This window comes from Dehalococcoidia bacterium, assembly GCA_003597995.1.
Classification (GTDB): Bacteria; Chloroflexota; Dehalococcoidia; order Dehalococcoidales; family UBA1222; genus SURF-27.
The window spans coordinates 21,213-44,635 of sequence record QZJY01000060.1 but is presented as its reverse complement, the minus strand read 5'-3'; the positions used below and the strand labels follow the sequence as shown (position 1 = coordinate 44,635).

Annotated in this window: 16 protein-coding genes and 2 tRNA genes; all 18 read right to left on the bottom strand. The window is 55.0% G+C overall.

Annotated elements, in window-relative coordinates:
* Positions 1-7,473: a hypothetical protein gene (locus tag C4542_08190; GenBank protein ID RJO60818.1), complete on the bottom strand. Its 7,473-nt coding sequence runs from the start codon at positions 7,471-7,473 to the stop codon at positions 1-3.
* On the bottom strand, positions 7,473-8,297 hold the full coding sequence (locus C4542_08185) for a hypothetical protein (GenBank protein ID RJO60817.1): 825 nt from the start codon (positions 8,295-8,297) through the stop codon (positions 7,473-7,475). Before C4542_08185 ends, C4542_08190 begins: the two co-directional genes overlap by 1 nt.
* Before the next feature lie 2 nt (positions 8,298-8,299).
* Complete coding sequence (locus C4542_08180; GenBank protein RJO60816.1) at positions 8,300-9,010, bottom strand: hypothetical protein; 711 nt, start codon at positions 9,008-9,010, stop codon at positions 8,300-8,302.
* Positions 9,011-9,055: 45 nt separating this feature from the next.
* Positions 9,056-9,370, bottom strand: a complete 315-nt coding sequence (locus C4542_08175) for a hypothetical protein (GenBank protein ID RJO60815.1) — start codon at positions 9,368-9,370, stop codon at positions 9,056-9,058.
* The gene (locus tag C4542_08170; protein RJO60814.1) at positions 9,370-11,088 is read right to left on the bottom strand and encodes a hypothetical protein; all 1,719 of its coding nucleotides are present in this window, start codon (positions 11,086-11,088) and stop codon (positions 9,370-9,372) included. The genes C4542_08175 and C4542_08170 overlap by 1 nt, the downstream gene beginning before the upstream one ends.
* A 121-nt stretch (positions 11,089-11,209) precedes the next feature.
* Positions 11,210-13,084, bottom strand: a complete 1,875-nt coding sequence (locus tag C4542_08165) for a hypothetical protein (GenBank protein RJO60813.1) — start codon at positions 13,082-13,084, stop codon at positions 11,210-11,212.
* 6 nt (positions 13,085-13,090) lie between these two features.
* Positions 13,091-14,128 carry a hypothetical protein gene (locus C4542_08160; GenBank protein RJO60812.1) on the bottom strand — a complete coding sequence of 346 codons (1,038 nt, stop codon included), beginning with the start codon at positions 14,126-14,128 and terminating at the stop codon, positions 13,091-13,093.
* A 25-nt stretch (positions 14,129-14,153) separates the two neighbouring features.
* A complete protein-coding gene (locus tag C4542_08155) occupies positions 14,154-15,116 on the bottom strand; it encodes a hypothetical protein (GenBank protein ID RJO60811.1) in 963 nt (320 codons plus the stop codon).
* Positions 15,117-15,583: 467 nt separating this feature from the next.
* Positions 15,584-16,834, bottom strand: a complete 1,251-nt coding sequence (locus tag C4542_08150; GenBank protein ID RJO60810.1) for a hypothetical protein — start codon at positions 16,832-16,834, stop codon at positions 15,584-15,586.
* A gap of 68 nt (positions 16,835-16,902) precedes the next feature.
* The gene (locus C4542_08145) at positions 16,903-17,820 is read right to left on the bottom strand and encodes a hypothetical protein (protein RJO60809.1); all 918 of its coding nucleotides are present in this window, start codon (positions 17,818-17,820) and stop codon (positions 16,903-16,905) included.
* A gap of 26 nt (positions 17,821-17,846) precedes the next feature.
* Positions 17,847-18,761, bottom strand: coding sequence for a hypothetical protein (locus tag C4542_08140; GenBank protein RJO60808.1), 915 nt, complete (start codon positions 18,759-18,761; stop codon positions 17,847-17,849).
* A 118-nt stretch (positions 18,762-18,879) separates the two neighbouring features.
* A complete protein-coding gene (locus C4542_08135) occupies positions 18,880-19,803 on the bottom strand; it encodes a hypothetical protein (GenBank protein RJO60807.1) in 924 nt (307 codons plus the stop codon).
* A 59-nt stretch (positions 19,804-19,862) separates the two neighbouring features.
* Positions 19,863-20,489: a hypothetical protein gene (locus C4542_08130; protein ID RJO60806.1), complete on the bottom strand. Its 627-nt coding sequence runs from the start codon at positions 20,487-20,489 to the stop codon at positions 19,863-19,865.
* 22 nt (positions 20,490-20,511) lie between these two features.
* Entirely contained in the window at positions 20,512-21,324 is an 813-nt protein-coding gene (locus C4542_08125) for a hypothetical protein (GenBank protein RJO60805.1), read from the bottom strand.
* A gap of 4 nt (positions 21,325-21,328) precedes the next feature.
* A complete protein-coding gene (locus tag C4542_08120; GenBank protein RJO60804.1) occupies positions 21,329-22,255 on the bottom strand; it encodes a hypothetical protein in 927 nt (308 codons plus the stop codon).
* Entirely contained in the window at positions 22,248-22,622 is a 375-nt protein-coding gene (locus C4542_08115) for a hypothetical protein (protein ID RJO60803.1), read from the bottom strand. Before C4542_08115 ends, C4542_08120 begins: the two co-directional genes overlap by 8 nt.
* A gap of 286 nt (positions 22,623-22,908) precedes the next feature.
* Positions 22,909-22,991 (bottom strand) — tRNA-Tyr (locus C4542_08110).
* Between the two features lie 10 nt (positions 22,992-23,001).
* Positions 23,002-23,087: transfer RNA gene (locus C4542_08105), tRNA-Ser, on the bottom strand.
* Positions 23,088-23,423: the final 336 nt, after the last annotated feature.

Below are 23,423 nucleotides of genomic sequence, written 5' to 3'. Positions count from 1 at the left end.
CTATCTAATAGGTTTTCTATTGGGTCTTGGCGGCTCTGGAGGCCGAGGACGTCCTTGAGATTCGCCGCGCTGTTTTGGTCTTTTGCGTCCATATAATTTCTCGTATGCCCTATCCCTGCGATAATCCAGTGCCTGCTCAGAGATTTTCTGCTCGCCCGACTTAACCGCCCGCCGGTTATGCTCATTAATGAGTTTATGAATTTCCTTTATCTCGCTCTTATCGCGGTCTTCCAGCGGCGTAGAGTGGAACGCCTCGTAGCGGGCAAGCAGACTTGCCCTCGCCGGGGAACCTTGTAGCGATGCTTCAGCGGCAGCCTGATTACTCCGCATATCCTTGAGATAGCGATCCTTTTGCGTCGGTGTTATCTTCCCCGCCGCCGATGCGCGTTCAACGGCTTCGTTGAAATGCTCCATTTCTTTCGCCGACAATATGTTTGCGCCCGAACGATTGAGCGTTTCATATATGTAGCCGGTATCCACCCACTCGCTGCTCTCTCTAAGCATCTGGCGAGCCACCGGAATCTTTTCGATCTGCGGCAGGTCGCGCTCGCTGATTGCAGTAGCGCCAAGGTTAATCGTATTGGTTATGAACCTGCCGAGTCCGCCGCCAACCCAATCCGAGAAGTGATCTATCATCTCCGGGTTGACATCCACCTTGCCACTCACGACATCTGTGCCGCCAGTTATTTTATTCAGCCACTTCGTCAGCGCTTTGGCCCAGATACTTACGCCCTTGAAATGCAACGTGTGGGCTGGTTGATCTGGCGCGTACTCCGGCTGCTCCTTCGTGATCGGGCCACCGTAGAAGTTCTTGTTCTCAGTTATCTGCACCAGCGGGTCGAAGGCCGTCGGCGACAGGAATTGCGAGAACGATCCGCCGCCCAAGGGGTTGAACGCATCGTTGACGGCTGAGAACATACGCTTACCGGCTTGGCCGAGCGTCAGGTTGCCGAACGCAGCCTCTTCGGCGAGGTTCCCGGCCACCTTAAAGACGTTGTAGCCGTATGGCACCTTGACCGCAACGGTCTTGCCGTTCGGCATCATCCACATCCAATAGTTGTCTTTATTGTAATCGCTGAACTGATCCCACTCATCATCATCCATCCAGCGATTGAACAGGCTCTGGAGAAAGCCGAGTACGACTATGCCACCGACTATCTGTTGCACCCTCTTGTGCTTAAGAGCTTTGAAAACGATTCTATAGCTACCCTGGACTCCGGCGTTGGCGAATAGCCACAAGCTGTTGATGAGCGGGCCGACCTGCCCACGAGTGTTAAAGTTTACGGTCAGTTCCTTGGCGGCTTGCGCAGCCTTATCGGCGGAGAACCCATTCTCGCGCATCGTCCGATAGAAGGCGAGCCTCGTTCCCATCTCAACGACTTCGTTGGCATTTTCCACCAGCCTGCCGACAGCCTTGAACGCCTCCAGCGACTTGGCAACATCGTTCTCGTTGAGGTTCTTCAGTTCCTTTTCGATCTTCCTCATCATCTCCGGCGTGCTCTCAAGACGCATCCAACTTACCTTGCCACCCACTTCTTTCATCTCTTCATAATACTGAGACCATTCATTGTTCTTACCGCGCAGGTCTTTCCAGATGCCCTTCATCGCGCTCGGCAGGTGCTTGAGCGTCTGCCCCGCCATCTTTGCACTCTGCTCACCAGACACATGAACGAGTGCCGTTTGGAGATCGCGCTCAAAGTTCGTTATCAGGAACTCCGGCGAGAGCATAATGTTTACGGCCCGCAGATAACTATTGATCGCGCTGAAGAACTGGAAACTGCGCTCCATGCCCAAGCCCTTCATACTTTGCGACAAGGGGATGTCATGGATGGAGATCAGGTGAGACTCTCCGTCTACGCGAACTTCCAGTACGTTGTCATCGTACTTACGCAGCGGCTCTTCATACTGGATGTTGCCTTCCTCACCAATGGACTCCACTGGTTCGGGAGCAGGCTGCGTGCTCCACACGCCCGGTTCAGGATTGGCCTCGACAAGTTTCAGGAACGCCTGACGTACCCGGTTCTGCTCGGAACGGGTGATGGCATCAGTAAAATCAACCAGCGTCTGGGCGAAGGGGTCATCAGCATCAGACTGGCGGCCACGAGCCTTGCGTATGCCGGTCGCAAGCATTCCAGTGGTCTTACTTACGCCTGGACGCTTGCTTTCGATATCGCTCCGGCCCTTTAGCGGAACGTAATTCTTGTACGTTTCGTTCAGCTTGTCATAAAACTCTTGTGAGATCAGTCCGCTTTCCAGTCTCATCCGCAGGGCGGCCCGCGTTGTATTATCGTAAAACTCTTCGGCGAATTTCTGGATATCGGGATGCCACGCCTGCATGTCTTTGATAACGCGCTTGGCTGTTTTCATGCTCATACCGCTGCCGAAATCATCGTTCTCATCATTCAGCCGGGTGCGCCAATACGTCGCCTGCTTTTCGCTACGTGCCTTCTCTATTTTGCGGCCAATGGTAGCGTTCCGGCGCTCTTCCGTATGCAGGGCCGTCAGGTACAGAGAGAAGTCCCGCTGATTAATACCAGCCTCATTCATGCGGCCAAGGAAACTTTCCTTGCCCCGCACCATCTTCTCCATGAACTTCTCGACACGGTGAGCCGCCCGGCCAACTTCCAGTACCTGCCTCATGTTGGCATCCATTTCAGGCGTGATCTCTTTACCGGTCTGCTTGACTATTTCTTTCTGGACTGTCTGTAACCGAGCCATCGAGTCCTGTAACCAGCGGCGCAGATGCTGCAACCGTGTTTCTTCCGGCAACTCGAAAGTGGTGCGGATGACGTTCCCCTGCGAGTCCACGCCAAGGCCATCTTCTTCGCCCATGACCGCAGCCTCTAACCGGACGAAAGCCCCGGCGAGTGCATTGGTATCCTTGGCATTGTGTATGGCGTTAAGATGTTTCCGGGCTTCGTCACGGCTCATACCGCTGCCGGGGATGTATCTCTTGGCGTACTCCATAACATCCTTGCGCATGTCATCGAGTGACTGTTCCGCATCAGCACGGGCCGCATCAGTGATCTTGCGCTCCATGCCTTCGCCCTCGGCCTTCCTGCTCCTGAATTGTGGCCCATCCCAATTGGCTATGCGTTCTTCAAGTTCCTGAGCCTTGGTTTCCAGCCGCTGGCGTATGCCGGTAGTCGGCATGGCGTTCCTGACCGGTGGCAATTCGGAAATCGATTTCTCAATCTGGGCCAGTTGCGTCACAAGGTCGTTGAGCGACTGCGTTTTGAATGCAGCTTCGCCGGTTCCGGCTCGTATCTCGGCAGCATCTTTGGCCGTCGCATACTCATACCCCTTCCGCAGCATGTTGTCTATTTCGATGTTGGTAAATCTCCACCGCTTGGCCCCGCGCATGGCACGCATGGCTTTCCTGAACAGTATGACGATACGCTGCCAGATGGTCGGCGATATCTCATCTGGATTTTTACCTTCGGCGTTGTTGGCCCACCATTCGCCAGCGGCGTAGTCAGGCTTCCAACCATGTTGTTTAATCAGTGCGTTAATCTGCGGCCCGATAACCGGATCGCTACGCAAGTCGGCCAGGAAAGCCTTGTAGCCCTCCTTGCCGAGCACGCCCTGTATGCCGTAGTGGGCTATCTCATGCGGTAGAACGGCTTCCAGTAGTTCCTTCTCGTTACGGATGCCATCGGCCAGCAGGACAATCTCGCCACGCCTGTTGTTAGCCTTGTCATCATAGTAGCCGGAGATGACGCTGCCCTTCTTTAATTCGGCAAGGGCGGCTTCCCTTGTTTCGGCATCTTCTATGTCCTCAGCCGAGCCGAGTACCCTGATCGGTATATTGAACTTACCCTTGATCGGGTCAAGTATTTTCATTACTTCAATGACGCCCATGCCCGGTTCGCCAGCGGGACGGGAAGAAGCGATGGAGAACTGTATGCCTTCCGGCGGCCCTTCTTCTTCAGCCGCCAACTCATCGATGGCCCCCGGCTTGTCGATATGCATACCGATACTCTTGCGCGGGGTTACATCAAGGACACCGGCTTCCCGCTCCAACTTGTCAAGTTCCTTTTCGACCTTAGCCCGTTCTTCCTCGGTCAGTTCCCGCTTCGGCTTCGGCGCAGGTTTCTTGACGGCCCATTTGTCGCCATAAGGAACCGCTTCGTATCCCTCGCCCCTTGTGGCGGCGAACCGTTTAGCGGCTTGTTCGGTTACGAACGGCCTGCCGGAAGAAGCCAGTATGACATCGGTATCACTTGGACGAGGCTCTGCCTGACGTTCAGCCGATTCTAATCCCATCGATTTCGACGGGGTTGTTCCTATTTTGGGAACACTTGTACCCAAATTGGGTGCAATGGCATCTGTCGTGGATAACAACTGGTTGCGGACGGTGGTAATGATATTGTCCGCCACCTTGCTAAAATATTCCAAGATCGCCCGCTGTTCCCCCTGTCCCAATCCAGATACCGGAGAAAAGATTCCATCCGAGTCGAGATTGTGCTCTCTTGCCCAACCATTTATAAGGGTCTTGGTAATGCCTTCGTGTGCTTTTTTCAAACTTTGCTTAGAAGTATAATCGCCCCCAAATAGCCGTTTAACTGCCTGCGATGTAAAGTATGTAGCGGTCTGGCTTTTGGGATTAATTCCAAATTCGTCTCTTAAGATAAAATCAAGCGTCTCCGCAGAAGGTTCTACGCCCGCCTTCAGCCTACGCGGGAACATTTCCGGTATGGCCGGTACGCTTGCCTTAAGTTCACGCCTGACGTTAGAATCGAGGTTCCGCATATTTTCGCGCTCTACTGCAAAGCGCTCCTCGTATAGCGCGGTCAGCAGCGGGTCATTGGATTGTTCTTGATAATCCGTAACGCCTTGCTCTTCCAGTTCCGTCTCGCGGTCATCAATAAGCTTCTGGATGCCATCGTAGTCCATTCCAGCAACCATGCGTTTAGCCTGTGCAACTGATTCCATTTCGGAACCAGTTGATACCGCTTCGGTATCAATCGTCGGTTCGACCTGTACAGCTTCAGATACAAGCTTGGCCGTAGTCTCGGCCTTACGGATGCCGAAACCGCCTTCGGTTGGAACCGCTTCGTAGTCGGCCCCAAGCTTACGGGCTACGCGGCTGGCAGCCTGCTGAGTCTTGTATGGCCTGCCGGATTTGGCAAGAGTTAATTCCTGACCTGCTTGTCCGAATATCTTCTCCGCGTGCTGCCGGGCATACCTATCTTCCGCGCTATCGGTATCATAGCGTTCGGCTACGGCTTCAGCCGAGCCAAGGCGTTCGACATCGGCGTTGATAAACGGCACACGCTCATCATCCACGCCCATGATCGGCGCTTGTTCGGACAGACGGCGCTCAACTTCAACTTCCCTATCGGACAAGCGACGTTCTATGGTACGTTCCCCAGAAACCGCCGACTCACGGCTCGTTTCAGCGGCGATCTCCCCTGCGGGTATATCAGGGGTAGGCTCGGCAGTGATCTCTTCGCCACGAGCTTCCTGTGCAGCTACGGACGCAGAAATGTCCATGCCAGCGGCAGCCTCATCGAGTTCGGTCTGCGTTTGGGCGGAGATGTCTTCGGTTGGAACTACTGGTGCAGCCGTAGGCCGTTCTTCTGGCCCGTACAGTTCGTCCAGTACGGACTTGACTTCGGCTGGCTCTGTTTCGGCGGCTTCAGTTGTTGCCTCTTCAGCCTTCAGCGCAGTTTCTTCTTCGGCGGTCATGCCGGTGGACGGCTGCTTGGCCTCGTCGGTAGGAGCGGCTTTCTGCTCTAAGCTGTTAATAAAAGCCAGCCTGTCATCGATGAACTGTTGTGGGTTCTCGATGAACGGCTTCATATATCTTTCTAAGTTCTTGCGATTCTGCCTGTCTTCTATCTTGTCGCTCGTTACGCTGCCGACTCCACCCATAAATGCGGCGGGCACGAGTACGGCCAAACCATCCTTCATACGTTGGATAAATTCTTCCTTGGGCACGCCCAAGATCGTCGCGCCAAGCGGCTCTTCCAGATACTCGGTGATCGCTTCGACGAACATCGTCGCCGTATTCTTAATGAGTCGCTTACCCTTGACGCCCTTGGCGAACATGCGGTCGAAACCTATTTTATTCAGCAAGCCAGCACCAACGGTCATATACAACATATTCCTTAGTGCTTCGTCGTGCGATCCGCCGCGATCCAGAGTCTCACGATAAATGCCAGCGCCTTCCATCAAGCCCGCCGTCGCCCCACCGACTGCGCCCGCGACAGGCCGCCCAAATTTAAGGGCAGCCGTCGATGGTATCATCGCGGCCAAGAACGATGGCAACATATCTCCTAATCCATAAGCAGTGAACCTTGGATCAAGGATGATCTCAGGGTTGTCATAGAGGTTCTTCCCCTGCAAGTCTTCTGGCTGCTGATATTTCTCAGCCATCTTGGTAAGTTTATCCGCTATTTTTGATGCCCCAATTTCGGTGGCGCTTTCTGGTAGAGCGGATATGCCTGACCGTCTGGTCAGGTCGGTTTCTGGCATTTCAAGTTGTTTGCGCAACGAGCGGGCACCAGCAGCTATCGTGTCGAACGTACCAGCGCCAAGTGAACCAAAAATGCCGTGCAACGTCCCCGTCACTGCCGCGCCAAGAACCCCATCATCATCGGCGATTCCAGCCTCCATCGGCTGCGGCGCTGGCTGCGGCTGTCCGCCTTCAACGTCAGTGGTGCTTGCCGGTTCGGCCTGCGGCTGGATAGCGCCCATGTCTATCTGTTCCGGCCACTTTAACTTGACATTCGGCTCGGCTTCTTTGAAGTAATCTTCAAGTTCTTTCCTGCTGTGGTATTTAAGATTACTCGGCCCCGGAGTAAATGTCGGCTGTCCGTTTTCTTCGCCCCACGTTCCGCCCTGTTCGCCGCCCTGCCCGGAATACTGGGACTCAACGGAAAATGTCGGATGATTCGGTTTCTTGAACTGATCGCTACCATGCCCGCGCTCATCCTTACCCTGACCGGCAAGGAAGTTGCCTTGGATATCATAATCACCGACATCCATTTGAGCATCACGACCGCGCTGGTTGCTTTCTACCGCGCTCTGCTCAAGATAGGCTTGCTGCTGATCTTCCGGTATGGGCGTATTGTAACTTCCACCCATATCCGATGGTTGATTCAGCAGGTTAAGCGTATCCGAAAGCTGGGCGTCGATGTCAGCGCTCAGGCCAGCCAGGAACGGATCGTTGGCGGTACTATCCTGAACAAAGCGGCTTACCATGTCGGCTGGCGCTGGCGGCTGTTCTTCGGCGTACCCCGGCCTTGCCTCAAGCTGATCCGGCTCCTGATTATCAGACGGCAGGAAGCCTTGATTGACCTTGGACTCAAACGCATCGTATTCGCCAAGGTCATAGTGCTTGGTCATGGCGGCGTAGAACTTCTGGCGGCTCTGCGGATTACCCATCTTGTTATAGAAGGTATCGAAGTCGCCGAGGTCGAACTTTTCGCTGCCAGCCTCGTACAGTTTTTCAATGCTATTCGGCATTAGTATTCCAGTTTAGGTTTAGCGCCACTGGTTTCATCGTTGCCAAGTAGTTGCAGGTCTTCGGCAAAGCGTTGCTTCTTCCACTTCATATCGAACTTGGGAGCGTCGGGTCTGGTACGCCATACCTTTTCCAGTAGACCAGTCTCCGGGTTTTCGACTTCAACTTGCTCCTTATACTCATCCGCCCATTCATCGTACAGCCGCTGGTAGATAAGGCGTTTATCTGCGGCCTTCAGTTGCTCCGGGTCTGTCTTGTTGGCCTCACGGGCGTTGGCGTATATCTCGGCGACCTTAAGCTGGATGTCCTGACCGCGCTTGGTGGTTTCAAGGGCATCGAACTTATACTGGAGGTCTTTATCCAGTTTCATCAGGTCGTTGGCGCGTTTCTCCCGCGCTTTTATAAAGCCTTCGGGTGTCTGTTCTTCGGGAGTCAGTTCATCAAGCAGTCCCTCGAAAGTGGGGTTCTGCTTAATCATTATATCGCGCCGACGCATGTACTCCTTGGGGTCGGTAACGTCCGCCATCGCAGCCTTGCTGGCTTCGAGCAATCCCTTCGCCATATTAAGACCGTGGATTTCCTTGGAACGATCATCCTGACCGGCGGCACGCTCTTCCTGTTTCGGGCGCATCTGGTTTATCTGCTGCGTACCTTCAAGCGTAGCCTTCTGCTGGCCGATAGCCAGCCGCTGAGACTCAGGGGCGTTCCTTGCCGTTTCTTCGGTGATAGCCGCACGGGCGCGGCCTTCCCTGATCTGGTTCGCCATGTGGAGAGCGGGGGCAATCAGCGGCCCGGTTTCAACTTGCTGCAACGGTATACGCGCCATGATTAAAGCCTCCCCGGAACCAGCGGTTGTCTGTATGGATTGGTGCTGCTCATGCTGAGATTGTTCGCATTGTAGCCGCCAGAGAAACTCCCTATGCTCGGACTGATCGGCGGAGTAGACGTACCCATCGGGACTTGATTGCCGCCAAGCTGGCTCAGGCTGACCGCATCGCTGATACCACCCCTGACGGCGTTCGCTCCCGTAACCCATGCGTTGGCTTTGGCCATGCCCTTGTCCACCTCAAGATCGGCTATCTGGTCATTGATGCTGATCTTATTACCTACCGCCCACTGGCCTACGCCCGTGAGTTGCTGGTAGGGAACGAGGCTTTTCAGGTAGCGATCCTGAAACTTGTCGTACTCATTGGATGCCAGTCCCTGACCGTAGCGGATGAGCGACTTGCCCATCGCACCCGTGCCGAAGCCTGCGCTGGTGGAAGCGCCGCGCTTGATGGCCTTCTCGCCTTCGCCCAGCGTCCACTTGTAGCCTTCGCTCTCCTTGAATTCACCGGGGCCAGCCATGACCTTGGATGACCACTCCTTGAGCGCGTCCTCTCCGGCCTGCTGCCACGGTTCGAGCGCAGCCTTGGACTCGCGCTGCGTTTCCAGCGCCTGATTAATACCTTTCTTCTGCGCCTTGTAAGCGCCAATGCCACCGATGGCGCTGGTGACAGTGCCAACTCCAGCCGCGATCAGATCGTCTATTCCGAACATAGGTGCTCCTTATAAAAGATTGTATCTTTGTCTTATATGTTCCCGTTACCCCGTCAGTACGCCCGTTGTCACCAAATTACTTTTAAGTCCGTTCAGTGCGGTGACAACCGCGTTAATCTGGGTAGCCAGCGTCTCCAACTGTGTATTCAAGCCGCTCAAACTAACCGTATCCGCCCCGCTCACGGCAACGGGCGTGTCAACACTGACCGCATCCGAACCTGCGGCGACGGGCGTTATAGTCGTGATCGCATCATTCAGTTTATTATTCAGCGTCCCGAAATATTCTCTCCACGGGTTGGTCATCTTCCCGTCGATGAACATCTGTGTTTCCAGTGGGGCACGCATGTTTATATTAGCCATCAGGCGTATCCTTGCTCATAGTCGAGGTAAGCGCCGATAACGATAGCCTTGACAGGGTCGGACACGGACAACCATACAGCGAAGTCCCTGCCGCTGCCAAGTTGCGCCCAGTACGAGCGCGTATCATAATTGCCCTTGCCGCCCATTGGCGCAGTACGGACACCAGACCACACGTGCCCGCCATCTTTGCTGACGCGCAGCATCGCCAATGGACTCGATCCCTGCCCATTGGCTAATCCTATCCCGCCCTCGAAGTGAACCTCGAAGCGGTTCAAGAACAACATCAGGTTATCCTGATTTATATTCTGCGTAATTCTTTGCCGGATGATCCTGTTGCCATCCTCGGTGCGTACCGTAGTATCAAGTTCGTATAGTTTTGTGTTGGCAAAATCGCCGACGACATGCCTGTCCTGAAAGTAGGCATAGCAATTGCTGCGGTGCCGCCCATCCGTCTGCCTGTCTGAGTCGTAGCTCTCCCGCTCGTGCCATTCATCCATGCTCGAATCATAGACATAAGTTACATCGGTCGATGGGAATGACAGCACATAGAAGTCGTGCCCCTCTTCCGTATAGCCGTATCCAACCGCATCGCTGACCGTCGCCATCGCCTCTATCTGATAGCTGAGTTGCGGCGTACTTACGGTACGCAGGCTCTGACCGGTAGCCATTTGCACCGTCTTATCGCTGCCGAGCCAGAACAATTTGTCCTTGATAGAAGCGACGCTCCACGAAGCGATGGTGCCTATGTTGATCGCCCCACCACTCATGCGCTGGAAGGTCGGCTGCGTATCCCCCGCCTCGCCGGAATTGTAAAACACCTCCGCACCATCCTGCTTGAATATCCACAGCAGTTGATCGTGGGCGTATATACGTTGTATATCCGAAGTCTTGACCCATGCCCGGCTGTCATCGGCGGCATCCCAAGACAAGCCTTCAGAAACTTCCGAGTTGTAGATGCGATCACCATCGACCTGATGGGATAGAAAGTATCCATCAAGGGCCGCAACCGACCCGCCGCCCTGAAAGTCATAGTCCAGTTCGTTAAGCACGGTAAATAATTCCGTATCGGTATCATATATATAGGCGGACTTGTCCGTTCCATCACAGATCATTATCTGGAACCCGTCACCGGAACGGATGTGCGCCATAGTAACCAGTCCGGTGGAGTTCATCAGCCAGTCGCTGTTCAGCGTAGTCGAACTGAAGGCGCTGTCAAGGCGGCGCAGGTACGGGCCATAGACAACATACAGATAGTCACCCACCGGCAGCATACCACGAATGGCGTACTGCGGATAGGTCAACGTCTTGACGCTCATGCTGTCCAACGAGACGGCCAGACTCGCGGTAGCCGTCAGGATAAGGCCTGTGGTGTCCGTAGCCGTTATCTCGAAACTGTAACTTCCGCTGGCTATAATCGGGGAAGCGTAAGTGGCTCCGCCAAGGGTTACTGTGAATAATCCGGCGCTGATACTTTCGACGGTGAACGTCACCCTGTATGTCGAACCAGCCACCGGGGCCGCCACCATGCTGCCAGCCACCTGCGAAGCAGTGTCCGCCGCGCCAGCGATATGCACAAGTTTGCCACCACTAATACTCCACTTGGCGGCAAGCGTCCACGGCGAAGGGCTACTGAAGTTTCCACTGGTAATCATTTCGCTGCCGAGAGATTCCTCTTGCAGTGTTGTCAGTAAAGTCAGGCCCGGAGTAGGCCGCAACATCTTTCGGCCACCACTCTTGTCATCCTCTGGATACCAGTTGATAGACCTCTGTGGATTAGCGTCAGAGGATACGCCGTTGTATGAACCGCCTACAATCGGAAATGGAATCCTTGGCATTGTCTTATCCTATCCGCGTTATGGCTGGCTGGCCATTGATCGATGGCACCGGACGGCCCGCGTTGAACTTTTTCGGAATAATCCCATTAAGCATTTTGATCGTGTCTTTTGTCTGCCTGGCCCGGATGATGACGTAAGGCAAAACCTCTTTACCATATTCCGGCACCAACTCCGCCGCCAGATTCCAACGCAGCGCCAGCAGGTATTCTCCCGGCAGACCGATGTCATCATCGACATTGGCGGCATCAATCTCGACGAACGGTAGCCATAAGTCCATGATAAGTTGATAATCCACTGGCGTCAGCGTGCTATATGGAAGATCGGAGACGCTTACATTGTCCACCTTGCCCGTAAAATCACTGGATGCTACCAACTCGAAGTCCGCGCCGACGCCGCAAGTGACTTCAAACGAGTGCGAGTCATTCCACGACACAGCGGGGCCGGATGTGCCCCCTATCGCCGGGGATACGGTGCCATCCGTAACGTCCTCAGTGTCGAACGTCACGGTGTACTTATCCCCCGGAACGAAAGATGCCGCCAAATCAGCATCAAGCTGAGTCACCGTATCATCGGCGTCCACCGGGGTTACGGAGAGGCTTAGTATACTGAACTGCGTTCCGCTTAGACCGGGCAGTTGAACAAGCGGCCATACGCCATTGGCATGGATGACAGCCGGTGTCGTTACTGTCTCGGCATGTGTTCCGGCAGTGTTAATGTAAGATGACGTTCCCGCTGCCCCTTGGTTCACACTACCTGCGCCAAGTGAAATATACAGCCCGGAATTAGTGAACACCGGGCCTGCTTCGATGACTACCGTGACCGTATATTGCGTAAGCGGCTGTAGCGCACTCACCATATCCGCCGTGGCCTGATATAGATTTTCAAGCGTGTCGCCGTTCTGTGCAAATGCCACCTTGCCGCCGGAAATAACCCAGTCCGGTTGACTGCCGTTGCCCGAAATTGTCCATGAACCGGTAGTGTCAAACGAAGTATTATTAAGCATTTCGCTGACCGGGGCGGTTCTTATTAATTGACCACCGCTTATCGACCAGTACGTTCCGCCATCCAGTGTCCATCCGGTGGATGACCCAAACCCGCCATTGGATATACATTCAGTCCCGGTGTTTATCCCCAGAGCTACGCCGGTGGCCGGTACAGGATGTATGTATACCTCGCCCGTAGGATTCACCCGGTCGTAGTACAGTTTCGTGGGTGCTCCGGCCTCATCCTTATCCCCAATTTCGTCGTAACGGTTCTTGTCGATAACCTTGATTACCGCATCGTAGCCATCGGAGTCCCGCAATATGGCGCTGACGATCTTGACGGGGCGGCGGACATTGATGATATAATCCGTCCCTACCGAGATAGCTCCCGCCGTGTCATCATCGACCGTTACGCTCGTTACTGTCTTGAAGCGTTGCAGTCCTCTGGTCGTAGCGGTATTCGGGCCGGACACGACTTCCGTCAGCTTATCCCCATAATCATTGGTGCCGACTATGGTAAAAGTTCTGGCGGAATCATCGGCGGTAGAAGCGATGATAACATGGCGGGGAACATCCGTAGTCGCCACGCCGCTGGAGGCCAGCGTTCCGTTGATGGTCAGCGCTTGACTACCGCCAGCCGCTGGCGTTTGCGCCAGACAGATGGCATCGGAGTCGAACGCCGTCCCGTTGTTTATGGTATAGTTCGGCGTATTGGCGAACAGCGGAATCGTCACCGGGCTGTAGTGGTGCGGCATTAACTCCTCCGCACTCCACGAACCAAGTAGAAGATTCAGCGTTTCGCGTGCGTTCTCGAACATGCCATACTCAGGAGCCTCATCGCTGCCGATGGCGTTGACCGCTCGCAAAGCTGAAGTTATCAGTTGCCGTCCGGTCATGTATCCTTAGTTCTTGTTAAACGCTGGCTGATTATTAACCAGTGGGATCGGCGACGCCATACTGAGCGGCTTCGGCGGCATACTGTTCAGCATCCGAATGACGTTCTTGGTTTCCGCCGCACGGGCGAACACGAACTCGGTCACGTTCTTGCCATACTCAGGAGCCAGTTCAGCCGCGAGGTTCCATCTGAAGGCCAACAGATACTCGCTCGGCAGGTTAATGTCGGTATCGACCGAAGATGCCGAGATGGTAACGAACGGCAACCACAGGTCAAGGTGGAGGTCATGTGTACCGGCAGCCGCCGGGGTCGGATGGATGTAGATTTCACCGCTCGGATACAGCCGGTCATAGTACAACTTGGTCGGCGTGCCAGCCTCATCCTTGTCCCTGATCTCGTTGAAGCGCTCGCGGGAAGCGATCAGCACAGGCGTATCGACGCCAGCCGAGGTGCGACAGAAGGCCGATACAATCTTGATCGGACGGCGGATGTCAATAATGGCGTCGCTACCGACGGATACGTTGCCGGATGCCGCGCCCGAAGATGTAACCGATGTGACCGTCTTGAACTGTTTAACGCCATAAGTGGTAACGCCATTGCCGCCCATAGTAATGACTTCGCTGATGGCGTCGCCATAGGTATTGGTTCCAACGACGGTCATAGTGACCGCCGTGTTAGCTCCGGCACTCAGGACGCTTACGTGGCGCGGGTAGTCCATTGTAGCTACGCCGCTGGCTACCGTCACCGAACCAGTTCCCACTCCATTAATGGTTAGGGTGCTCGCTCCACTAACAGCCTGAGATACGCAGATGCCATCGGCATCAGCCTCGGCACCATCGACGATAGTGTAGTTCTCTATCGCAGCCAACAGGTCGAAAGATGTTTGCACGTAATCATGGGGCAGTAGTTCTTCCGCGCTCCACGAGTCCAGCAGCATGTTCAATAGCTCGCGGGCATCCTCGAACATGTCGTTGGTAGGAACTTCATTCGCCCCGATAGCATTAATCGCACGCAGGGCAGAATTAATCAAGTTGCGTGGTATCATGTTTCAGTTCTCCATCTGCGTGAAATTAGAAATAACCGCCCATTGACAAATCAGGGCCAAGGAAGAGGCTCGTGACCTCTTCGTCCCAACGCTTGAGTTTCATAAACGCTTCCCGCGCACGCGCATCCACATAGGCGAGATGCTGCTTGCTTACTTCCAGCGGATATTCAAGACCAATAAGCGCGGCCAGATTAAGCGCGATAGTGTTCTGCCACTCATTGGCGACCAGAGGTTCGTCAGTTCTGGCGCTCAGAATCTCCATCGGCATCTCGGCATCGAACAGTATCTCGCCGTCAACGTTGGAGTTTACCGGCCAAACGTACAGTTTGCCATTGGTAAGCTGAGGGTCGTAGTACACGGCTGTCGGCCCATCGCTCTGTGCGGTGGTTTTGTCGGTCAGCCCCTGATATTCGCTCCGGCTCAACAGATCAAGCGGACGCTCGTAGCCGCTACTGTTCTTGTAACGCGGGTTCTTGATCCTGAGCGGCCTTGCGATCTTAGTCTGATAGCAAACTACCGTAGCGCCATCATCGACATCATCGGTCAGTACGTCATCCAGCGTTACAACCAAGGCGGGCGGCGTACCATTCACGGTAGTCCACTGAAAAGAACCGCTGTCCAGTTCAACACCGATGTAGTATGTGTCCGCTATTCCTGTTGCACTATCTACAGATATAGTGCTTGCGCCGCTTGAAGCGGCAGCGGAGGTCTCGGTGCTGACCCCGGACAGCGTTGCGTGGTCGCCGCTTGGCCCAAGGTTGTAAGATGCACTATCCATTTGAGGATATAAAGTGACCGGCTTTATCAGCCACAAACCAACGCCCTGAGAATCCCACTCTTTGAGCATGGAGTTCAGGGCTTCAGCCGCATTGTCCATCTCTTCGGGATAGCGCGTGCCACCCACCTGTATTAATCCAAGCAGCCGGAAAGCCCGGCGGATCAGGGCGTCCTGACTGGTGCTTAAAGTTACAACACCGCTTGTAGCCATCGTTCACCGCCTATTCGGTCAAGGCTCTGCGTCTGCACTTCTTTTTGTGCGAGTCATACATTCCGAACGCCCGCCCGACACGAGCTTTCCGGGACAACTCCGGGTGTTCATCGGCGATTATCGGGATAGCCCGGCTTACGTAAGCCTGCTTGCTTTCGCCTTTCTTCGGGCGCGGCATATCATCTCCTACAGCGCTACACCATCGTACTCGTGAAGGTCATCCGCAGTAATAGTCCCCATCGGGGTGAAGGCTTCGGTCTGGTTGCCGTCCGGTCGTGGATTTGCAGGTCTGGCGGTGTCGGGCCGAACCTTCACCCTGTCATGGGGATGCCTGGTCTCGAAACAACTGTCGGTACAGACCATTTGCCCCTTCCAGTTTTTAGTGACATCACTGGAATACCGATTGCGCCCGCAGATCGCACAATTAACAAGGTACTCGCCCGGACGGTATTTACCTGTGCGTCCCATTAATCGTTATACCCAGGGAAGTTCATCAGCATGTCAACGGCCCCGCGAACGTGGCCGGTGATCTCAAGGCGAACCGCCTTGACCACGGATGTAGACGAAAATGTTTCATTCGCTGTTGCAGTGCCGGTCTCCTCCAGCCAGCGGGCGGTGTCCTCATTGCGTTCGCCCGACAGCAGGTTATCCAGCGTAACCAGGAAGCGATGCGTCTGGCTGTCGCTGGTGGAATGGAGAATGGCAACCGACATGCCGCTGGTGAAGTAGTCAACGATGATCGGCTTGCTTTCACACTCGTCAGCCGAGCCGACGGTGATATTGCCAGCCGCGTTGCCGTTGATATACACAGCCTGAACGGTAGCGAAGTTCTTATTGCCTTTAGCGGTAGCCGCAGCGGTCGGGCCGGTGATGTCCTCAGTCAAGCGAGCGCCGGTACGGTCGGTGCCGACTACGGTGAACGTGAAGGCTGATTCATCGGCACTGGAATAGATGGATACGTGGCGCGGCTGAGTGGTACACTTGGCACCGTTCATTACAAGGTAGCCCGCCCCGGCCATCGTCTGGCTCTTGGCGATACCATCCACATCGGAAGCCCACCCGGCGTATACCGCTCCGGTAGATGCTCCACTGTCGTAGATGGCGTAGACCTTCCTGAATGTCTTGGTGCTGGTGGCTGTATCGGCGTTGGCCCCGGTAACGGCTTCGGAGATATCCACGCCGTTGCCATCCTGGCCGTAGATCGTAAACGTATCACCCGTATCATCACCAGCGGAATAAATCAGAACAGGCAGGGGTGCGCCGTTGTCGGCGTAGCCGGTCATCTTGGCTTCGTAACTCATTATGCCGGTGATCGTCAACGCCCTTGCGGCGGTGGCTGTCTGGTTGACCGAAATCGACTGCGTAGAGCCGGAGACGCCAACGCTGACGTTGCCGGAAGTGGCTCCCGTAATATAGATGCGGGACACCTCGCGGTAACTCTGGACGCTCGTAGCCGCAGAGGCACTTACGCCGGTAATGCGTTCCTCGACGGGCAGGCCGCTACCATTAACGCCGGTAACGATGAAAGTGTTGCCAGTCTCATCGGCGGCGCAGGTAATAACGATCTGAGCGGCTGTAGCCAATCGAGCGATACCCGTGGCGGCGCTTAATGCCCCGCCACTGAGATCGAGTTCGGCTGCCGCAGCAGTAGTCTGCGACGCGCATATCCCATCCGCATCCGCCGGAGACAGGCCGATTGTTACATTAACTGGCCTCATTAATTCCTCCTTAACATTATGATGTCAGGATGACCGGGGCCGAAGCCCCGATCTCCCAAGCGGACAGTTTAACTCGCGTAAGTATCAGCAGCCGGGTTGAGAACGCCACTGGTATTAATGTCGTTGCTACAGAAGTTCTGCGCTACATGAAAATCGTTCGTAGCCGCCAGAACCGCAGCGCCAGTGGACGGCGACTGGATATAATTGTCATAGATAATGCCAGTACCGGCATCATCGGACTTGAGACCGATAACGAGGCCAGCGGTAACATCAATGTTCACGATCCGGTTGTTATGGATACGGATCAGCGACGGGTTGTCGGTCAGATGGTCAATAACCGAAGCCGAAGCATCCACCTGCCAACGGTTGTTGCGAATCACAACGTTGCTGCTGGTGCCGGTGAAGAAAATCGAACTTGTCATCGAACCGGCGGCGGTCGTGAAATCGCAGCCTTCGATCACCACGTTCGCAATCGTAGTGGCGATGTCGATATGGATCAGGAACTCATTGGCCGCACTGGTATCACGGAAGGCGCAATTACGGATGATCGTGCCATCGGCGGCGGCGGCGAGATCAATGGCCTGCGTGGTGCCGGTAGCGAAGTTCGCCACGAACTTGAGGTTCTCCAGCACCGTATTGGCGACAGTAATCATGCACGCGCCAGCGGCGGCAGTCGAGGTGAATGTCGGCCTGCGTTCACCTTCGCCCAAGCCACGGATAGTCAATCCCGCAACGTCAACGGCGAAGATGGCGGCGGTAGACATATTCTCGGTATGGCCCGCAGCGATCAGGATAGTATCCCCGGTCGCAGCCTTGGCAATAGCCGCGTCAATAGTGGCATACGGGCCGAGCCGTGAGCCATCGCGCCGACCCTGAGTGAAATTAGCATCCACCCAGATGGTCTTTTTATTCGAGTTCGGAATCTGTGAAGTCGGGATACCCTGAATGACGGCACCCGCGCTGGAAGCTGCTAAAAGCTTACTCATTTGTCGTCTCCCTTCGGCGTCGTCAGTTAGATGGTATCGGCAGCAGGCTGCAATACGCCACTGGCGTTGATGTTATTGGTGCTGTAGTTCTCGCAGACGAAGAAATCGTTCGTCACCGCGAAGATCGCGGAAGCCGCTTCACTACAGAAGATATAGTTATCGAATACCTGTCCAGTGCTGGTGCTGTCGGATTTAATGCCGAGGCCCAGAACGGTGGTAGCGTCAAGGTTGACCATCCGGTTGTCATGGATCAGGATGTTCGTTGCAATGCCCGTCAGGTGATCGATGACTGAGGCCGAGGCATCCACCCAGAAGAAGTTATTGCGGATCACAACATCGGAACTCGACCCTGTAAAGAAGATCGAACTCGTCATGCCGCCGCCTGCGGTACAGATGAACTCGCAGTCCTCGATAATGACGTTGGCGATGGTGGTGGCGATGTCAATGTGTTTCAGGAACTCTTTGTTGCTGGCCGTGTCCTCGAAGATACACCGACGGATAATAGTCCCATCGGCATCAGCCGACAGATCGATAGCCTGCACGGTGTTGTCGATACCAGCTACGAACCGCAGGTTCTGGAACACGCAGTTGGCTGCCGTGACCATCAGAGCGCCAGCGGTAGCCGTAGTTGTAAACTTCGGAATACGCTGCCCCTCGCCCATGCCGATAAACGTCAGGCTGGCGGTCGCTACGGCAAAGATGGTTGCGCTGGAAAGGTTCTCAGTGTGTCCGGCGGCAATCATAATCGTATCGCCGGCACTGGCCGCAGAGATCGCGGCAGCCACAGTGGCATACGGTACATGATACGAACCGTCGCCGTTACGGTCAGCCCCGGAATCAACCCAGAGCACCTTATTGGCCGGGTTGACCAGCGGCTGGTGAGGAAGGTCAAGAATGGTCACGCCATCCCTGAACCCTTTAGGGAAATTTGAGTATACCATTTGCATCTCCTGCGGACGCCAGTGGCGTCGATAAGTGAAATACCCGCAGTTCGGATATTTTTTAATTCAGACTGGACTGACCCGAAAGCCAGTCCAATCTGTGTCAAGCAGGTATAGCCTATGCCCCACTTGATCCGAAAGCACCTTTCGGGTCAGTCCAGCCAAAGCTGCAACGGAAGTGACCGGTGTAGATGGCGTCCATCGTCAGGAACTCGTTGTCGATTTCAAACGTGTCGCCCTTGCGCTCAAAATACTTCAGGCCATCGGGCACGTCCGTCAGAAGGAACCACGCATCACTGTCGGTCAGATACGGCGATACGATGATCTCCGGCACGGTGCCCATTGCATGCAGCGCGTTGGGGTCATTGTTCGCCGTGCCCGGACGCAGGACGCTCTTGGTGATCCGGTACGCCTCGAACTTCAGCGCGACAGGGACTACCAGTGCGGTAATCTGGGCGCTGATCTTCAGGCCACGGTCGTTCGTCCAGGCACCCATGTCAATGGAAGCCTGTTCCAGAGCCGCTTCGCTCAGGTCAGCCGCAGTCGTCAGTTCGTTCTGGTAGGTTCCACCGTTGCCGCCGCCATTGGTATGGAGCAGCGAGAACAGTTCCAGGCTGTCGGCACCCGGATACGTCGAGGTAAACCCACGGTTGAAGATGTTGGCCGCAATCGTTTCCTTGGTCTGACGGATCGAGTAGGCCAGCGCACGCGGACTTCTCATCATCTGCTGCGTAAGCTGGTACTGGTTGTCCTCAGCCGCTTCCATAGTAACCTTGAAGCCGGAAGCGTAGGTAACGTGCGTATAGCGCTTGATGTAGCCCTGAGCCATGCTATCCATCAGCACGGGAGAGCCTTCGGTCTTGATCGGCACGAGTCCGAGGCCGGTCAGACCGACTTCTTCCTCGTATGCCTTGGTTGAAGTGAACTTCTTAAACAGACGTTCGTAAATAACAGGGTGTTCCGCGTACTCCTGGCCGAAAATCTTGTTCAATCCCGGCCAGAGCATCTTCGCAAGATCACCACGGGTAATCGGTACAGACATTGTTTATCTCCGTGATATGCAGTTAGTAAATCTGCTCGTTAAAAACAAAACAGCCGAGATTAAGCATGAACGCCAGTAGAACCAGTGGAACCAGTGGTGTCAGCGCCGCCAGCCAGATCGTGCAGGTTGAACGTGCACAGAACCTTAGCATGAGCGCCGAGAGCGTTATCCTCACGCGGCAGCAGTTCGATGATCTTGAAGACCAGCGTATTGGTGGCCGCCATCGTGGCATAGTTCAGTTCCATACCGGAGGTCTGGGCCGCAGTATCAACGCCACCAGCGACCAGATCGGCGTTGGCACCAATGTCACCATCTTCAAGGTCGCCGCCGGTACTGATCTGGGCTTCCATAACCAGATCGGGGGCGATGGCTACAAGTGCGTAGCCACGAACAGACGCCGGACGATAGCGCGGTTTGTCGAGAGTCTGGGTGACGGAAGAATCGCTACCGTCCCAGTTTTCGATGCCCACGACTACGCCGTAAGGCACATCTTGGGCAGCCGACGCAGCTACGGTCGGAATGCCAAGACTTTCGTTGCCAGAAGCCAAGACGACAATATCGCCTACGGCAACGGCAGTGGAATCATCCTCATCGACAAGGCACTTCTGAATCCATCCAATGGAGCCTTTGCCTCCGCTGAGGGTGCCAACGGGTTTGAACCCATTGACGCGATCAAGATTTGCCACAGTAAATCACTCCTTGCGGGAGTTAGTCCCGCCACTTCTTTTCGGGTGTTTGGTCTCCAACGGTCAGGCCGCCGACAACGCCATCCTTGTTGACGCGGCGCAGCCCCGCTTCGGACTTGTCAACCACCTCGTTCTTCTTGGCTTGATCCTCGTCATACCATTCCTGCGGGATTTCCATCAGAACGCCGGTGATTGAACCGTGAGAGTCGTTGGTTCCGACATGGCGGGTCACGCCCTTGCCCATCTGGCTCGGCGCGTTCACGTTCTTATCGGAATCCACTACGGCGTAAGGGTCTTCGACCACTTCCCAACCAGCCGCCTTGGCCTGAGCGATACGCATTCCACCATCAACATCGTTGAATACGCGCCGCATGTAGCCGGGCCGCTGAGGAAACTTGAGCTTGTTGAACGAGAAGGGTGTCCTCTCAGGACGCTTGCGCGGGGCACTGCCCTTGGCTGCCCCTGACGGCGCATCTGTACCGCCATTGTTACCCTGCTTCTGTTCAGCTTCCAGTCGAGCCAGCTTGTTCCGTAGTTCCTCGATTGACTCATTCTGAGTCGTGCCCGCTTCGGGCTGCTCCTGCACAATTGCCTGTCGCATTGTATCTTCTCTTTCTATCGGCGCACTGGCCGTACTTGCATTTTCATTCATGTCAAGAATCCGCAGGGCAAAGCCTTCCGGCTGAACCGGCACGACAGTCACCTTGTAACCATCGCCAGTTAGTTTACCCCTGACCAGATTCGGAGCGGCTTTCTTGGGAAAGGCGGAGCCATCTACCTTGTAATACAGGCCATCCTTAAGCGTCAGGTGGTATTTCTTCTGTATGTCTGTCATGGTTCTACCCTCTCGCTTTCTGCATCGCGTAGTCCTTCAGCCACTCTTCCTTCGTATAGCCCGGAATGGCCCTGGTCTGCGAATCACACATGGCCTTCTCGGTCTCGTTCAGGCTGTCGTAGCTGATGCCCTTTGCCCCACGCCCGCCACGGGTTACATTGCCCTCGACATCAGAGATTGACCTGCGGGTCTTTCCGGTATCATCATCATCATCGGCCTTCGGAGCCGCCTTGCCGTTCACAGTCGCAGGCTTGATGCCGTTGAACTTGTACTTGCCGATCAGATCGGGACGCCGCATCTCAACGTAAGAAGCGACCTCTCGGTCGATTTTCGCCAGCCGGAACTGCGGCGAGAGTTTGGAATACTCATCGAGACCGTTAAGTTCCTCGACCAGTTCCACAATGTCCTGTACTTCAGCCGGAGCACCCTTACCGCCCGGACGATACCACTCGTTCTGCCCCATCCATTCATCCACGGCAGGATGTACGGCAGGCTCCCCGCCGCCAGCATCACCCTGCTTCAGAGTTTCAATCTGTTCATCAATCTGATCGACCTTCGCAGCATCGCCTTCCTCGATGGCCTGCTTGCGCAGTTCTTTCAGTTCAGACTGTACCTTGTTCTGCTCCCGCTTGTTCATCTCCTCGTAGCCACGGGAGATTTTGGAAAGCTGCTTCTCAAGCTGTTCCACGGTGCGCTCAAGACGTTTGTTGCTGTTCTTGGTCGCATCGTTGATGTCCCACTGCGCGTTGATATACTTGTCGGGCGTAGTCCACTTCTCGGCATCGCCCTTGTATTTATCTTTCGACAGCCAACCGTGGCTCTCGGCAATCTTGACTACAGGGTCTTCGGAATCGAATCCGCCGTAGTTATCTTCGTTGCCTTCCACAGCCGCTTCGGTTACTATCGTCTCTTTCGTCTCGGTATCAGCCATTCTGCCCTCCCGAACCATTGCCGCTCAGGACATAGTACACATCTTCATCGTTGATTACGCGGTATTCATTCAGGTCGTCAACAAACTTGACGTCCTTACCGGAATGCCGAACGAAGTGAATCATGTCGCCTGCTTCGCACCACGGATCGTCATTGCCGTAGCCGAGGAAAGCATTGCGCCCTACCACCAGCACTTGGCCGGTCTCGCAGGCGCGCTTGTCCTCTGCGGGTATGATGATATTACCGCGAGTGCGCTTCTCCTCATTGACGATTTTGATAAGCAGCCGGTGTCCCGCCGGTTCTCCGGGGGGCGCATCCGCCGTTCTCATCTTCATCGTCTTGCGGGTTAGTTCGGAAGTTGTCTGCATCTGCTGATCCTTCTGAAAAGGTGTAAATGGAAAAAGCCCGAACAGAGAGTTGCCTCTCCATCCGGGCTTCGGTAAAGCCGCCCTGCACGAGCGGGTTATCTTAGCAGCGGACTGCTACTGCGTTATGTTTGGTCGGGCCGACCGCGACCGCAGTCGCGGCCCGCACCCTGCGCGCAATACGGATTGGCCTTATCCGCTGCCACGGTATGTTGCGGGTTGCCGCAGAGCGCAACCCGATCTCCTTCTGCGCTTACGCCATTTACTGGCTGGCAGATGAGTCTATCACTGGTGAAGCGGGCAGGATTTGAACCTGCATGTCAGAGACCACGGGGTTACAGCCCGCTGCCATACCAATTAGGCGTCCGCTCCCGATTCAATATGGCGGAAGGGACAGGACTTGAACCTGTACGGCAGTTAGCCTTATCGCATTAGCAGTGCGACTCCTTACCATTCGGGCACCCTTCCTTATGGCGGAGGGCGTAGGAGTCGAACCTACAACCGTTTAACCGGCGGCTGTTTTCGAGACAGTTTGACGCACCAGTGTCCGGCCCTCCGCATTTAGATAGCCACTACTTGATGAGTCCACCTTGTCTCCAGTAAGAAAAAGTAGTATGTTTTTCTTGGAAAGTTTTATCCTCTTACTATCGCAACCTTCAGCGCTTGAACAAGATGCGCTTCAACTTGCCTGATGCCACCCTCCTGCAACCTTATCTTGAACGACAAGTCCCCGGTAGTCCGGTTGCCGACCTCGGCATCAACCTTGTCCTGAATCAACTTATAAAGTTCAGACCGTGTCATCTA

Bases quoted from the DNA above. Each gene is read 5' to 3' on its own strand.
- C4542_08190 (RJO60818.1), bottom strand. From the start codon at position 7,473: ATGCCGAATAGCATTGAAAAACTGTACGAGGCTGGCAGCGAAAAGTTC.
- C4542_08185 (RJO60817.1), bottom strand. From the start codon at position 8,297: ATGGCGCGTATACCGTTGCAGCAAGTTGAAACCGGGCCGCTGATTGCC.
- C4542_08180 (RJO60816.1), bottom strand. From the start codon at position 9,010: ATGTTCGGAATAGACGATCTGATCGCGGCTGGAGTTGGCACTGTCACC.
- C4542_08175 (RJO60815.1), bottom strand. From the start codon at position 9,370: ATGGCTAATATAAACATGCGTGCCCCACTGGAAACACAGATGTTCATC.
- C4542_08170 (RJO60814.1), bottom strand. From the start codon at position 11,088: ATGTTGCGGCCTACTCCGGGCCTGACTTTACTGACAACACTGCAAGAG.
- C4542_08165 (RJO60813.1), bottom strand. From the start codon at position 13,084: ATGACCGGACGGCAACTGATAACTTCAGCTTTGCGAGCGGTCAACGCC.
- C4542_08160 (RJO60812.1), bottom strand. From the start codon at position 14,128: ATGATACCACGCAACTTGATTAATTCTGCCCTGCGTGCGATTAATGCT.
- C4542_08155 (RJO60811.1), bottom strand. From the start codon at position 15,116: ATGGCTACAAGCGGTGTTGTAACTTTAAGCACCAGTCAGGACGCCCTG.
- C4542_08150 (RJO60810.1), bottom strand. From the start codon at position 16,834: ATGAGGCCAGTTAATGTAACAATCGGCCTGTCTCCGGCGGATGCGGAT.
- C4542_08145 (RJO60809.1), bottom strand. From the start codon at position 17,820: ATGAGTAAGCTTTTAGCAGCTTCCAGCGCGGGTGCCGTCATTCAGGGT.
- C4542_08140 (RJO60808.1), bottom strand. From the start codon at position 18,761: ATGGTATACTCAAATTTCCCTAAAGGGTTCAGGGATGGCGTGACCATT.
- C4542_08135 (RJO60807.1), bottom strand. From the start codon at position 19,803: ATGTCTGTACCGATTACCCGTGGTGATCTTGCGAAGATGCTCTGGCCG.
- C4542_08125 (RJO60805.1), bottom strand. From the start codon at position 21,324: ATGACAGACATACAGAAGAAATACCACCTGACGCTTAAGGATGGCCTG.
- C4542_08120 (RJO60804.1), bottom strand. From the start codon at position 22,255: ATGGCTGATACCGAGACGAAAGAGACGATAGTAACCGAAGCGGCTGTG.
- C4542_08115 (RJO60803.1), bottom strand. From the start codon at position 22,622: ATGCAGACAACTTCCGAACTAACCCGCAAGACGATGAAGATGAGAACG.